This window comes from Devosia sp. XGJD_8 (genome assembly GCF_046614475.1).
Taxonomy (GTDB): Bacteria; Pseudomonadota; Alphaproteobacteria; order Rhizobiales; family Devosiaceae; genus Devosia.
On sequence record NZ_JBKJHF010000001.1, the window covers coordinates 214,767 to 228,812 of the forward strand.

Genomic DNA, 14,046 nt, shown 5'->3' on the forward strand with positions numbered 1-14,046 from the left:
CCCGGACCGTAAAGTCCGGGGGCTGCATTTCAGGCATGGCCGCCGCTGCTAGTGCAGCGTCGCCAGCCCCAGGTTCTTGTCGCCGAGCCAGTCCAGCACGGCATCTTCCGTATCGGTGACCAGCAGCGGCGTGCCGTCGGCGGACATGACCAACTGGTAATCGGCCTCGTCCTCGAACGGGGTGTCCTGGATCATGGTCGACAGCATGGCGCCGCTCACCGGCCGCACATAGGCGACGGCATCCCCGCCCAGCGCAGCGAACTGCGCCTCGGTCAACGACTTGAGCGGGTGGATCAGCGCTTCGGCCGCAGCTTCGTTATTGCGTTTCTCATACATGTGTCGGCCCTTTCCTCAAACTGAGCGAATTTCGATACGTCGGGCGATCTTGGGCGTCCGGGGACGCTCTACAACAATAACGAGCATACCATGCCCTAAAGTTGCGTCCTTCACGATCATGCCATCGGCCAGAAGAAAAGCGCGCTGGAACTGCCGTGCGGCAATGCCGCGATGCAGGAAGTCCCGTCCGGGCTCGTCCTTCTGCTTGCCGCGGACCACGATCTGGTTGTCCTCGGCCAGCACATCGAGCTCGCTGACCCCAAAACCGGCGACGGCAATGGAAATCAGGAAGCGCTCCGTGCCTTCGGCATCGGTCGTGCGCTCGATATTGTAGGGCGGGTAGCCATCGGCGGACTTGGTCAGCCGATCGACACGCTCCTCGAAACTGTCGAAGCCGAGGAGAAAGGGTGCTGAAAACACCGAAATACGCGACATCCACGCCGTCCTTGATATCAAGCAACGTATCGGCGCGGACCCATCAACTCTTGGCATCACACGCTTGCAGCAGATATGGGACAAGCCATTGTCCCATTCAAGTGCATCGGCAGGACCCATGGATCAGACCGTCGCCGTCATCACGCCCGCCTGGAAGGCCCAGGACACTATCGTCACCACGGTGCAGAGCGTCCTCGACCAGACCTGGCCCCATTGGGAACTCTGGCTCATCGCCGATGATGGTGCCGATTACGCGGCTTTCCTCGCAGGGGCCGGCATCCGCGATCCCCGCATCCGGTTTCTCTCCAGCGGCGGCACCGGCCGCGGCGCCTCCAATACCCGCAATGTGGCGCTCGAGCAGATCACCGCGCCCTATGCCGCCATTCTCGATGCCGATGATCGCCTCAAGCCATCCAAGCTCGAACGCGCCGTCGCGGCCCTGGCCGATCACGCCATTGTCACCACCGCCCTCGACGTGATGACCGACAGCTTCACCCATCTCCGCCATGTCGGGGACGGGCCTGACCGCCTGTTGACCCCGGGGGCGCATAAATGGGTCAGCCTATCGATGGATTCCATGCTGGTCTGGGATCGCCGCCGCGCCGATGGCCGCTACGATCCCACCATGAGCAACATGACCGACCTCGAATTCCTGCTCCAGCTCTACCGCACGGCGCCTGCCTCCTTCCATCTGGGCACTCCGCTGCATGACTACATCAAGCGCTCGAGCTCGATGAGCAATGGCAGCAATGTCGCCGCCGGCATGATCCGCTCCAAGACCGAAATCCTGCGCCGCCTCCAAACCGGCCACTATGGCCTCCCCGCCCGGGACGTGGAGGGTCTCGTCGCCTTCCTCACCATTTCCCTCGCCGCCGAGGCGCGCTACGCGGCTGCTCTCGCCGCGCAGCCGGGTCTGCTGTTTGAAGATCACCTCCAGCCCATGCTCGCGGTCGCTGCACACTAGGCCGCCTTCTGTCGCGCCAGGCGGGCAGGAAAATGCATGCCATATGTCGCGCAGGCGCACCGTCGCTCGTCTAGCTTGAAGCAGCCTCGCAAAGGAGACGACGATGCTCAAGAAGGATGGTGTCATCTGGCACACCGCGATCAGCCTCGACGGCTTTGCCGCCGACGTGAACGACAGCCTTGCTTTCATGATGGGTGATGATGTGGGGCCGCCACCCGACAATCCGTTGGTCGAAGAGGTCATGGCCAGTCTTGGCTGCACCCTCGGTGGCCGCCGCGGGTATGACATTTCACAGGATTGGGACGAGGTGCCCAAGGCCTATGGCATGGACGATATCCCCGAATATGTGGTCACCCGCCGCCCCTTTCCCGATGATCCGCGATACAGGTTTGCCGATGGCAATGACCTGCCTGCCGCCGTCGCCATGGCCAGGGCCACCGCCAATGGCAAGATGGTCGTCATTCTCGGCCCTACTCTGGGTTCGTCCCTGCTGCGCGTCGGCCTTGTCGACCAGATCCTGCTGCAGGTGGCGCCCGTGCTGATCGGTGCCGGCGTTCCGATCTTCGCCGATACGGGCGAGCCTCCGGTGCAGCTTGAACTGATTCATTCCAGCCAGTCGGGGCAGGGCGTCAACCTGCTCTACCAGCCGCGACTGATTTAGCCCTGCGAGGACTTGCCACTCAGGCTCTTTCCCCCTATAGAGCCCACTTCTCCGGACCGCCCGGCCAAAAGGCATGCCGTGGCGGTTCTTGAATGCGATGGGCCCAAATCCATCCACTTACTCTAAGGACCCGCAAAATGCCCAAGATGAAGACGAAGTCTGGCGCCAAAAAGCGCTTCAGCTTCACAGCGACCGGTCGTGTCAAGGCAGGCGTCGCCGGCAAGCGCCACCGCCTGATCAACCACAACGCCAAGTACATCCGCACGAACCGCGGCACCAAGATCCTGTCCAAGGGCGACGAGGGTCTGGTCAAGTGGTACATGCCGTACAACCGCTAACGCTGAAAGGAAGCTGACACATGTCACGCGTTAAAAGAGGCGTTACCAATCACGCCCGTCACAAGAAGGTCTTGAAGGCTGCGGAGGGCTATTATGGCCGCCGCAAGTCCACGATCCGTATCGCCAAGCAGGCCGTCGAAAAGGCCGGCCAGTACGCGTACCGCGATCGTCGCGTCAAGAAGCGCAATTTCCGCGCGCTCTGGATCCAGCGCATCAACGCTGCCGTGCGCGATTACGGGCTGACCTATGGTCGATTTATCGACGGCCTCAGCAAGGCTGAGGTTGCCGTTGACCGCAAGGTGCTGAGCGATCTCGCGATCACCCAGCCCGAAGCGTTCGGCGTGCTGGTCGCCAAGGCCAAGGCAGCGCTCGCGTATCTCGAAAAGGTCGATGCTACGACCCACGCGCGCGTCACCGCCTAACACTCCCCAGCTCTGCTGAGGTCAAAATAGCGCCTTGCGCCGCCTGTGAAGGCTGGCGCGGGGCGTTTTTTTTGCTCTTCGAGCCGGCCGTAGGCAAAATCGCTCCGGTGGAGCGATTTTAGGCGAGAAGGCCACGAGGGCTATGCCCGAGTGGCCCAGCCATGGTTTAGGCACGAGACGACACTTGCTGCATTTTGGGCCTGACTCCCGTCACCCAAAAATGCTCTAACGCAGCCAACACGACCCAACGAGACCGCCATGTCCCTCGATACCCAGATCGCCACCCTTCGCGCCGACCTCTCGGCTGCCATTGCCGCCGCTGGTGACGAGGCCGCGCTCGACGCCGTGCGCGTCGCCGCCCTGGGCAAGAAGGGCAGCGTCTCGGCGCTCCTCGCCTCGCTCGGCTCCATGGCCCCCGAAGAGCGCAAGAGCGCCGGCCCCGCCATCAACGGCCTCAAGGTCGAGATCGCCGGCCTGATCGAAACCAAGAGCAGCCAGCTCAAATCCACCGCGCTCGACGCCCGCCTCAAGGCCGAAACCGTCGATATTACCCTGCCGCTGCAGCCAGCCCCCACCGCCCGCGGCCGCATCCACCCGATCTCTCAGACCATCGACGAGATCACCGCCATCTTCTCGGATATGGGCTTCTCCATCGCCGAAGGTCCCGATATCGAGACCGACTATTTCAATTTCACCGCGCTGAACTTCCCCGAAGGTCACCCGGCGCGCGAAATGCACGACACCTTCTTCATGAAGCCCGGCGCCGACGGGGTGAAGAAGGTGCTGCGCACCCACACCTCGCCGGTGCAGATGCGCGTCATGCAGAAGACCAATGAAAAGCCGGCCGCCGGCTACATCACCCCGGCCATGGATCCGCCCATCCGCGTGGTCATGCCCGGCCGCACCTATCGCAATGACAGTGACCAGACCCATACCCCGATGTTCCATCAGGTCGAGGGCCTCGTCATCGACAAGTCGAGCCATATCGGCCAGCTGCGCTGGGTGCTCGAGGAATTCCTCAAGGCCTATTTCGAGGTGCCCAACGTTACGCTGCGCTTCCGCCCCAGCTTCTTCCCCTTCACCGAGCCATCGATGGAAGTCGACGTGCAATGCGATCGCTCGGGCAATGAGGTCAAGATCGGCGAAGGCAGCGACTGGCTTGAAATCCTCGGCTGCGGCATGGTCCACCCCAATGTGATCCGCAATGCCGGCCTCGACCCCGATATCTACCAGGGCTTCGCCTGGGGCATGGGCATCGATCGCATCGCCATGCTCAAATACGGCATGCCCGACCTGCGCGCCTTCTTCGACGCCGACCAGCGCTGGCTCGACCACTACGGGTTCAGGCCGCTGGACTTGCCGACGCTGTTCGGGGGGCTGAGCAGCTAGCATGCTTGGCTTTTCGGAACTGATCTCTCAGTCGACACCCTCCCCCATCAAGGGGGAGGTGCCGCGCTGTGATCGGGATGCGCTTCGTGGTGATGAGGCTACCTCTTGACCACCCTCCCGCCCCAATACGCCGACGCCATCCAGTTCAGCTTCGGCGACTCGCCCGAGCTGGCCGATGAGCTGCTCGCCCTCGTCCTCGCCGGCAAGAAGACCGCGACCTGCGGCGCCCTGCGCGATTATGGTGCGGGCGGCGAGCCCATGCCCGAAGTCGGCCGCCGCGACGTCGTCCTCAATGGCGCGGGCGAGCCGGCCTGCGTCATCGAAACCCTCTCGGTCGAAACCCTGCGCTTCGACGATGTCGATCCCGCTTTCACCGATCGGGAAGGGGAGGGCGACTACGCTGCCTGGCGCGCCGGCCACGAGGCCTATTTTGCCCGCAATGGCGGTTTCTCGCCCGCTATGGAGCTGGTCTGCGAGACCTTCCGCCTCGTCACCGTGCTGCCGGCCGGCCGCGATGTCTATAACCGCGTCGCCTCGCCCATTTTCATCGTCACCGATATCGAAAGCGACGGCCCGACGCCCTTGCACAATTCCATGCTGAGCTTCGCCTCGGTGGCCATCGAGGCCGATGGCACGGCCCATGGTGAATTCGAAGCCGTGCTGAGGCCGCGCCCCGATCGCACCACCAACGAAACCACCATGGAATGGTGGCAGACCCAGCCTGAAGCCTGGGAAGCCGCGACCAATGGCGCGGAAGATCCGGCCGTGGTCATGCCGCGCTTTGCCGACTGGGTCGAAGGCCTGCCCGGCCCCAAGGTCTTCGTCGCCGCGCCGATGATTTTCGACGGGCTGTGGATGGACCACTATCTCGACGAATATGCCGGCACGCGCGCTTTGTCCGGTCCCTTCAAGGGCCGGCAGATCTTCCGCGGCGGCGGCGTCTGCCTCTACACCATGGCCGGCACCCTGCGCGGCGCGCCCTATCTCGATTGGGGCATGAGCAAGCTGCCCGCCGAATTCTACGGCCACATCGCCCACACTCACAAAGCCATCGACGATGCCCGCGGCTTTGCCAACGTCCTCGTCGAACTGATGAAAATTTCCCGTGCCCTGCCGCCGATCAACGGCAGCAAGTCCGATTTCCGCTAAGGTGCCAAACACATGAAATTCACCCTCGACTGGCTCAAGGAGCACCTCGATACCGATGCGTCCCCCGACGAGATCGGCAAGACGCTGACCCTGGTTGGCCTCGAACTCGAGGGCATGGAAGATCAGGGCAAAGCGCTCGCGGCCTTCGTCACCGCCCATATCGTCTCGGCCGAACAGCACCCCAATGCCGACAAGCTCCGCGTCTGCAAGGTGGACGCGGGCACGGGCGAGCTCATCGACGTGGTCTGCGGCGCCCCCAATGCGCGCACCGGCCTCAAGTCGGTCTTCGCCTTCCCCGGCACCTATATCCCGGGCAAGGACATGACCATCGGCAAAGGCAATATCCGGGGGCAGGTCAGCAACGGCATGCTTTGCTCCAATGCCGAGCTGGAACTGTCCAACGACCATGACGGCATTATCGAGCTGCCCGCCGATGCGCCCGTCGGCGTCAAATATACCGACTATGCCGGCATCAATGGCGTGGTCTTCGACATCTCCATCACCCCCAATCGCGGCGACGCCACCGGCGTCTATGGCATAGCCCGCGATCTGGCCGCCTTTGGCCTGGGCACGCTCAAAGCCACCGACATGTCCCCGGTCGCCTCGAACGGCCCGAGCCCCATCGCGCCGCTGCCGCACCAGTTCGGTTCCGATGAGCCCAAGGCCATCCGCAAGTTCGCCGGCCGCTATATCAAGGGCATCAAGAACGGACCGTCCCCCGCCTGGCTGCAGCAGCGCCTGCGCGCGGTGGGCCTGCGCCCCATCAACGCCATCGTCGATATCACCAACCTGGTCTCGCTCGGCTGGGGCCGCCCGCTGCATGCCTATGATGCCGACAAGCTCAATGGCCAGCCGGTGCTGCGCAATGCGCGCAACGAGGCCTTCGACGCCCTCGACAACAAGGTCTATACGCTCGACGAGACCATGACCGTCATTGCCGACGATACCGGCCCGCTATGCCTCGGCGGCATTATGGGCGGCATCCGCTCGGGCGTGACCGATGCGACCACCAATGTCTTCATGGAATGCGCCAGCTGGGATCCCGAACTGATCGCCCGCAGCGGCCGCAAGACCGGCATTGTCTCCGACGCCCGCTATCGCCTCGAGCGCCATGTCGATCCCGCGCTCACCGAACCCGGTCTCGAACTCGCCACCCGCCTCGTGCTCGAGCTCTGCGGTGGCACCCCGCTTGAGCCCGCCATTTCTGGCGAGGATGTCTTCCCCGACACCGTCGTCGAATTCCCCCTCTCCGAGGTTCGCCGCCTCACCGGGCTCGACGTCGAGCCCATGGTGGCCACCGCCATTCTCTTCCGCCTCGGCTTCGAGATGACGGGCAAGGGCGATACGTTCACCGTCAAGGTGCCCTCCTGGCGCCCCGACGTGACGCAGAAGGCCGATCTGGTGGAAGAGGTCATGCGCATGGTCGGCGTCGACAACGTCCCGGTCGAGCCGCTGCCGCGTCTCAACCACGTCGCGCCGCGCATGCTGACCACCATCCAGAACCGCCGCCGCATCGCCCGCCGCGCTCTTGCTGCCCGAGGTCTCGATGAGGCCGTGACCTGGTCCTTCATCTCCCATGACGAGGCCACCCGCTTCGGCGGCGGCCAGGAAGGCCTGCAGCTGGCCAATGCCATTGCCTCCGACATGACCGACATGCGCCCCTCGCTGCTGCCCGGCCTGCTCGCCGCCGCCCGCCGCAATGCCAATCGCGGCCTGGCGGACCTGGCCCTGTTCGAAGTCGGCCAGGTCTTCCTCTCCGACGCGCCCGAAGGGCAGCACACCTATGCCACCGGCATCCGCACCGGCACGGCCCGGCTCGAAGGGTCGGGCCGCCACTGGTCCGGCAAGGCCGAGCCGGTCACCGTCTTCGATGCCAAGGCCGATCTGGCTGCCGTGCTCGATGCGCTGGGCTATGACATCGACAAGGTGCAGCTCTTCGCCGAGCCGGCGCCCTGGAGCCATCCCGGTCGCGGTGGTCGCATCGCGCAGGGTCCCAAGACCCTGGGCTGGTTCGGCGAACTGCATCCCGCCTGGGCCACCGAGCTCGATCTCGATTTCCCCGTGGCTGCCTTCGAGCTCGATCTCGATGCCCTGCCCGAGCCGCGCAAGAAACCGACGAAAACCAAGCCGGCGCTCGATCTCTCGGCGCTGATGCCGCTGACCCGCGATTTCGCCTTCGTCGTCGACAAGGCCGTCACGGCGGGCGCCATCCTCAAGGCCGCCCGCGGCGCCGACAAGGCGCTGATCCGCGACGTCAATGTCTTCGACGTCTTCGAGGGCAGCCATGTGGGCGAAGGCAAGAAGTCCGTCGCCATCGCGGTGACGCTCCAGCCCACCGACAAGACGCTGACCGAGGAAGAAATCGACAAGATTTCCGCCAGCATAATTGCAGCAGTCACCAAGCAATCTGGCGGCGTGCTGCGCACCTGATACTTCCTTACCTCTCCCCTCGGGGGAGAGGTCGGCGCGTAGCGCCAGGTGAGGGGGCCTGCGATTTGGCGCTGGCTCCCTCTATTCTTCCGCCGTCAGTGCGTTACTCTGTTTCCTGCAAAGCGGCCCGGTCGCGGGCCGCTCCTGAGGAGGGCCAGCGTCATGGCGCATAAGTTCAAGATCACAGCCGCCGCCAACGATCAGTTCAAATTCGCCTTTGTTTACAATGCCGAACCCATCGTCTGGTCGGAAAACTACCAGCAGAAGGCCAGCGCCAAGTCGGCCATCGAATCGGTCAAGAAGAACGCCCCCGGCGCCGCCACGGTCGATCTGACAAAGGGGGAGACAGGCAAGGGCTATCGCTTCGAGATCGACGCCTCCAAGGACGAACAGTTCTTCGTCCGCTTCGTCGCCTCCAATGGCGAAACCATGGTCCGCTCCGAGCGCTACAAGCAGAAGGCCAGCGCGGTCAACGCCATCGAATCCGTCAAGAAGAACGGCCCGGAGGCCGAAGTCGTCGACGAGAGCTGACAAGCGGGAAATCCCCGTTTCCAACCCCTCTCCGTCTGGTCTAGTCTCCCGGCAAACCTATGCACCGGGAGACTGCTGCCTCATGCCAAACCTGAACAAGCTGCTTGCCGCCGCCGCGGCCATTCTCGCCCTGGGCGTCGCTGCCCCGCAGGCGCAGGACCTGCCCGATCTGGCCGGCCGCGAGATCGTCGCCGTCACCGAAAATGCCTATGTCCCGCTCAACTTCGCCGATCCGGCCACCGGCGAGGGCATCGGCTTTGAATATGATCTCTTCAACGAGATCGCCAAGCGCCTCAATGCCGGCGTCCGCTGGGAGCTGACCTCCTGGGATGTGATGATCCAGTCGGTGCGCGACGGCCAGTTCGATGTCGGCATGGATGGCATCACCATCAATGACGAGCGCAAGGGCCAGGTCGATTTCTCCGACTCCTACCTCACCTCCCAGCAGCTCATGCTGGTGCGGGCCGATGAGAGCCGCTTCACCGACGCCGAGAGCTTTGCCGCCGATGCCAGCTTCCTGGTCGGTGCCCAGGCCGGCACCACCAACTTCTACGTCGCGGTCTACAATGTGCTGGATGGCGACGAAGCCAATCCGCGCATCAAGCTGTTCGACACTTTCGGCGCCTCGGTCCAGGCGTTGCTGTCCGGCGACATCGATACCGTGCTGATGGACCAGACCTCGGCCAATGGCTATATCGGCGCCAATCCGGGTGCCTTCAAAGTCGTCGGCACCCCGCTCGGCACCGAGGATTTCGGCTTCATCTTCCCGCCCGGCTCCGACCTCGTCGCCCCGGTCAACGCCGCCCTCGCCCAGATCAAGGCCGACGGCACCATGGATGCCCTGCAGCAGAAGTGGTTCTACGAATACAATTCCGCGCAGTAGTTGAGGCGCTGAATTCCCACTCGACACCCTCCCCTCGCGGGGAGGGGAGACGATGAACCCCAATACCCGCGCTGGCGCCTCCCTCCCCCTTGATGGGGAGGGATCGAGGGTGGAGTGGGGCCACACACGCCGGATGCGGCCTTCGCCCACTCCGGCGCCGGAAAACACATGACCTACACCCCCCGCAAGCCCTCCATCCTCTCCCGCATTCCGTGGTGGCTGCTCGCCATCACGCTGCTCTTCGTGCTCGGCCTGTGGGGCATAACCGGGGATACCGGCTATTCCCAGATCTTCCGCGCCCTGTCCGGCGGCATTGCCACCACGCTCTGGGTCACCGCCGTCGCCTTCTTTGCCGCCACCATTCTCGGTCTGCTCATCGCCCTGGCGCGCACCTCCGGCAATCGGATCCTCGTCGAACTAGCCACCTTCTATGTCGAGATCATCCGCGGCATTCCCGTACTGGTCTTCCTGTTCTACGTCGCCTTTGTCGGCGCCCCGGCCATGGTGGGCGGCGTCAATTGGCTGCTGCAGCCCTTCGATACCGCCATCACCGTCCGCCAGTTCGATTTCGTCTGGCGCGCCATCGTGGCGCTCACCATCTGCTACTCCGCCTTCATCGCCGAAATCTTCCGCGCCGGCATCGAGGCCGTGGACCGCGGCCAGATCGAGGCGGCCCGGGCGCTCGGCTTTTCGCGTTGGAAATGCTTCCGCCTCATCATCTTCCCCCAGGCCCTGCGCACCATCCTGCCGCCTCTGGCCAATGACTTTGTCTCCATGATCAAGGACAGCGCGCTGGTCTCGGCGCTCGGGGTGCAGGACATTACCCAGCTCGGGAAGGTCTATTCCTCGGGCACATTCCTGTTCTTCGAGACCTATAATGTCGTGGCCTTCCTCTACCTCACCATGACCATTTCGCTGTCCCTCCTGGTCCGCTGGCTGGAGCGGCATCTGCGCCAGAAGCGCTACTGAACCCGCCCGCCCTTGCGGTGGTGGCACCGAAGGGCCATCTATGCCCCGACCTACAGGAGCCCCGCTGATGCACCGTCTCGCCGCCCTCGCCATGACCGCCATTCTCGCCGTCACGCTTGCCGCCTGCGGCGACAGCCGAGAGGTGGGCAGCGTTGGCGTCGACTGGACCGGCAATGACATCGCCATCGATGCCGTCGCCGATCCCGAAGTCGACGGCGTCACCTGCCACCTGGCCTATTTCAACCGCTCCTTCATCGATCGGCTGCAGCAGGGCAACTGGTTCGAGGACCCCTCCTATTCCGCGCTCGATTGCTCGGTCACCGGCCCCATCACCATCGGCGACATCGCCACCCGTTCGGGCGGCGAGGAAATCTTCCGCGAAGGGCGCTCGCTGATCTGGAAGTCGCTGCGCGTCAGCCGCATCTATGACGCCGCCAATAACTCGCTGATCTACCTGGCCCATGCCCGCGAAATTCAGCAGGGCAGCGGCAAGATGAGCCTGTCGGTCATTCCGCTGGCCGGCGAGCAGGTCACCTGGAGCAACGGCGCCCCCGCTTCCACCCGATAACAACTTTAGCCAAATGCGAGTTCATTCCGCCATGGAATGAAAACATCCCGCGCCCACCCTGAATGGACGGGCGCATCTGGGAGGGTCGCTATGGGACGGTTGATGGCACTGCTGGCCGACAATGCGGCCAACCTGCTCTTTGCGTCGGCGGCCTTTCTCATCGTCTATCTCATCGCCCGGCTGCTCAATGCATCCCCGCTGGTAGCGATGTGCTTCGGTGTGCTGCCGCCGCTGCTGGCCTATATGGTCGGCAATCCCCGCAGCCCGGTCAGCCTGCTCGCGCTGCTGAGCTAGGCGCTGTTCTCCCAAGGCTGCGCCGTTTGGAACGCCATGGCGCTGCCCTCGCTCACAACATAAAAGCATTTCGCCCGCGACAGCTGCTTTTGGCGGCGCGGCAGCCGATATTCAAGTCAACCGCATAAGGGCCTTGGGCCCAATAAGGAACAGGCAAAAAGATGGCAATTCTGATTGGCGATACCGCCCCCGATTTTACCCTCGATTCCACCGAAGGCCCGATCCATTTCCACGACTATATCGATGGCGCCTGGGCGGTGCTGTTCAGCCACCCCAAGAATTTCACTCCGGTCTGCACCACCGAGCTGGGCTATACTGCCAAGCTCAAGCCTGAATTTGAAAGGCGCGGCGTCAAGGTGCTGGGCCTTTCCGTCGACAGGCTCGAAGATCATGCCGGCTGGGCCAAGGACATTGTCGAGACCCAGGGCACCGCGCTGAACTTTCCGCTCCTGGCCGATACCAAGGGCGAGGTGGCGCGCCTCTATGACATGATCCATCCCAATGCCGACAACACGTTGACCGTACGCTCGGTCTTCGTCATCGGCCCCGACAAGAAGGTCAAGCTCAAGATCGAGTATCCCGCCTCCACCGGCCGCAATTTCGATGAGGTCATCCGCGTCATCGACAGCCTCCAGCTCACCGCCAAGCACCAGGTGGCGACCCCGGTAAACTGGAAGAATGGCGAGGATGTCATCATCGTGCCCGCCGTCACCAACGAGGCGGCCAAGGCCAAGTACCCCGAAGGCTGGAAGGAACTGAAGCCCTATCTCCGCATTGTTCCCCAGCCCCGCGCATAGCGCGAAAAGAGCGTTTTCTCCCTGACGAAACTGGGCGGCAGCAGAAGCTGCCGCCCTTTCTTTTGCGCCCGCTTTAGGCGGGGCTTAACCCGCCATTGCTATGGCTTTGCCACTGGGGGCAGGGTGGCAGATGGGTTGGTTGCGGCATAAGGGGGTCGAGATCGTCCTGGTCTGGGCGGTCATTGCCATTGCTCTGGCCATTACGGCTTTGCGCGGCGGCGACGTCCCCTTCGTCGCCGGCGACGATGCCATGCGCCTCGTCCAGGCCATGGACCTGCTCAACGGCCAGTCCTGGTTCGATACCACCCAGTATCGCGACAATGCCCCTTTCGGCGCGCCAATGCACTGGTCGCGCCTCGTCGACGCGCCCCTGGTCCTGCTCATTGCCCTGTTGACGCCATTCGCCCATGAGGCGGCGCCCTATTGGGCGGCCTTTGTCTGGCCCCTCCTGGTGCTGCTGGCCACCGTGGCGCTGCTGGCCGAGCTGACCGAGCGCCTGGCCGGCCCCGCCGCTCGCCTGCCGGCCCTGGGTCTGTTGGCCATGGCCATCGCCATCTATACCGAATTCATGCCCGGCCGGGTCGACCACCACAATGTGCAGATTGCGCTCACCCTGGCACTGATCCTGGCCAGCCTGCTGGGGCGCTGCAGCACCCTCTGGGCGCTCGCCGCCGGCATCATCGCCGCCACCGCCCTCGCCATCGGCACCGAGGTCCTGCCCTCGGTCGTGGCAGCGCTTATCTGCTTTGCGCTCTATTGGCTGGTCGAGCCGCAGCGCAGCAGGCCCGCAGTCCTTGCCTTTGCCGCCGCCTTTCCGGCTGGCCTCCTGATCCATCTCCTGGCCTCCGGCCCCGTCGAGGCCTGGCTGGCACCGGCCTGCGACGCGCTCTCGGCCACCTATGTCGTGGCCGGCGCCAGCTATGGCCTGGTCATGCTGGCCGCCGTGCTGGCCGGTCCCTTCCTGCGCCATCCTCTGGCCCGGCTGGGGCTGCTGGCCGGCCTGGGCCTGCTGACGCTGGTCGTGGTGCTGTGGCTCTTTCCCGAATGCCGCAATGGCCCTTATGGCAATCTCGATGCCGATCTGGCGACGATCCTCCTGTCCGAGATCGGCGAGGCGCAGCCGATCTGGATCTGGGGCAGCCAGATGCGCGCGCAGATTGCCCTGCTCATCATGCCGGTACTGGGCATGGCCGCCGTCCTGCTGGTGACCGTGCTGGCGCCCGCCGGGCAGCGCTGGCGCTGGCTCGTGCTCGCCGGCTTCTGCCTCGCCCTCTTCCTGGTCTTCTGCCTCCAGGTGCGCGGCTTTCGCCTGCTGACCATCGCCGTCCTGCCCGGCCCTGCCTGGCTGGTCTGGCGCGTCTGGTCCTGGTTCCGCACGCGCCAGACGCTGGTTGCCGCCGCCCAGGCCGGGCTCACCGTGCTGGCCTTCATGAGCGCGGCCCACTGGACCCTGTTCACCTATGCCTATGCCATGCTGGCGCCCGAGCCACCCTCCCCGGAAGGGATCAGTTGGCACGCCTGCCTTGAACGGTCTGCCTACGAGCCCCTGGCGGCCCTGCCGCCGGGCCGGCTGATGTCCTTCCTGCTGATCGGGCCGACCCTGCTGCTCGAAACGCCCCATTCCATCGTCTCGGCCGGCTATCACCGCAATGAGGCCGGCCTGCGCGACATGGTGCGCTTCTATGCGGGCGGCGAGGCCGAGGCGCGGGCGGTGGCCCGCGAGCGGGGGCTTGACTACCTGGTCTTCTGTCGCGGTCTCCCGCCCAGCCAGGCGCTCCATGGCCTCCCCGATTTTTCGGGTCTGTCCTGGTCCTGGCTGGTGCCGGTCAGCCCGCCCGATGCCACCCTGCAGATCTACGCCATCGACCTATCGCGATAGC

16 protein-coding genes and 1 pseudogene are annotated in these 14,046 nt (G+C 64.3%); 15 read left to right on the plus strand and 2 right to left on the minus strand.

The window, feature by feature from the left end:
- Positions 1-48: 48 nt before the first annotated feature.
- Positions 49-336: a DUF1150 family protein gene (locus ACLI1C_RS01075; protein WP_411395004.1), complete on the minus strand. Its 288-nt coding sequence runs from the start codon at positions 334-336 to the stop codon at positions 49-51.
- A 15-nt stretch (positions 337-351) separates the two neighbouring features.
- Complete coding sequence (locus ACLI1C_RS01080; RefSeq protein ID WP_411395005.1) at positions 352-771, minus strand: Hsp20 family protein; 420 nt, start codon at positions 769-771, stop codon at positions 352-354.
- Between the two features lie 118 nt (positions 772-889).
- Here ACLI1C_RS01080 and ACLI1C_RS01085 point away from each other — a divergent pair, with 118 nt between their 5' ends.
- From ACLI1C_RS01085 to ACLI1C_RS01155, 15 genes and pseudogenes are all read left to right on the plus strand, one after another.
- Positions 890-1,735 carry a glycosyltransferase family 2 protein gene (locus ACLI1C_RS01085; RefSeq protein WP_411395006.1) on the plus strand — a complete coding sequence of 282 codons (846 nt, stop codon included), beginning with the start codon at positions 890-892 and terminating at the stop codon, positions 1,733-1,735.
- A 103-nt stretch (positions 1,736-1,838) separates the two neighbouring features.
- Entirely contained in the window at positions 1,839-2,396 is a 558-nt protein-coding gene (locus ACLI1C_RS01090) for a dihydrofolate reductase family protein (protein WP_411395007.1), read from the plus strand.
- Positions 2,397-2,533: 137 nt separating this feature from the next.
- Positions 2,534-2,734, plus strand: coding sequence for a 50S ribosomal protein L35 (gene rpmI, locus ACLI1C_RS01095; RefSeq protein WP_035099236.1), 201 nt, complete (start codon positions 2,534-2,536; stop codon positions 2,732-2,734).
- Positions 2,735-2,754: 20 nt separating this feature from the next.
- The gene (gene rplT / locus ACLI1C_RS01100) at positions 2,755-3,156 is read left to right on the plus strand and encodes a 50S ribosomal protein L20 (RefSeq protein WP_332690983.1); all 402 of its coding nucleotides are present in this window, start codon (positions 2,755-2,757) and stop codon (positions 3,154-3,156) included.
- Positions 3,157-3,414: 258 nt separating this feature from the next.
- A complete protein-coding gene (gene pheS / locus ACLI1C_RS01105) occupies positions 3,415-4,545 on the plus strand; it encodes a phenylalanine--tRNA ligase subunit alpha (RefSeq protein ID WP_411395008.1) in 1,131 nt (376 codons plus the stop codon).
- 105 nt (positions 4,546-4,650) lie between these two features.
- Positions 4,651-5,694, plus strand: a complete 1,044-nt coding sequence (locus ACLI1C_RS01110) for an ASCH domain-containing protein (protein WP_411395009.1) — start codon at positions 4,651-4,653, stop codon at positions 5,692-5,694.
- Between the two features lie 12 nt (positions 5,695-5,706).
- Positions 5,707-8,124 (plus strand): phenylalanine--tRNA ligase subunit beta, encoded by a 2,418-nt coding sequence (pheT, locus tag ACLI1C_RS01115; RefSeq protein ID WP_411395010.1) that lies wholly within the window; start codon positions 5,707-5,709, stop codon positions 8,122-8,124.
- Between the two features lie 162 nt (positions 8,125-8,286).
- A pseudogene (locus ACLI1C_RS01120) lies at positions 8,287-8,442 on the plus strand (YegP family protein); the annotation flags it as partial.
- A gap of 12 nt (positions 8,443-8,454) precedes the next feature.
- Positions 8,455-8,655 (plus strand): YegP family protein, encoded by a 201-nt coding sequence (locus ACLI1C_RS01125; RefSeq protein WP_411398177.1) that lies wholly within the window; start codon positions 8,455-8,457, stop codon positions 8,653-8,655.
- A gap of 82 nt (positions 8,656-8,737) precedes the next feature.
- Positions 8,738-9,538 (plus strand): transporter substrate-binding domain-containing protein, encoded by an 801-nt coding sequence (locus ACLI1C_RS01130; RefSeq protein WP_411395011.1) that lies wholly within the window; start codon positions 8,738-8,740, stop codon positions 9,536-9,538.
- Between the two features lie 168 nt (positions 9,539-9,706).
- A complete protein-coding gene (locus ACLI1C_RS01135) occupies positions 9,707-10,507 on the plus strand; it encodes an amino acid ABC transporter permease (RefSeq protein WP_411395012.1) in 801 nt (266 codons plus the stop codon).
- A 67-nt stretch (positions 10,508-10,574) separates the two neighbouring features.
- Entirely contained in the window at positions 10,575-11,075 is a 501-nt protein-coding gene (locus ACLI1C_RS01140) for a CreA family protein (protein WP_411395013.1), read from the plus strand.
- 90 nt (positions 11,076-11,165) lie between these two features.
- Positions 11,166-11,369 carry a hypothetical protein gene (locus ACLI1C_RS01145; RefSeq protein ID WP_411395014.1) on the plus strand — a complete coding sequence of 68 codons (204 nt, stop codon included), beginning with the start codon at positions 11,166-11,168 and terminating at the stop codon, positions 11,367-11,369.
- Between the two features lie 161 nt (positions 11,370-11,530).
- Positions 11,531-12,166, plus strand: a complete 636-nt coding sequence (locus ACLI1C_RS01150; RefSeq protein WP_411395015.1) for a peroxiredoxin — start codon at positions 11,531-11,533, stop codon at positions 12,164-12,166.
- A gap of 130 nt (positions 12,167-12,296) precedes the next feature.
- A complete protein-coding gene (locus ACLI1C_RS01155; protein ID WP_411395016.1) occupies positions 12,297-14,045 on the plus strand; it encodes a hypothetical protein in 1,749 nt (582 codons plus the stop codon).
- The last annotated feature ends 1 nt before the right edge of the window (position 14,046 follow it).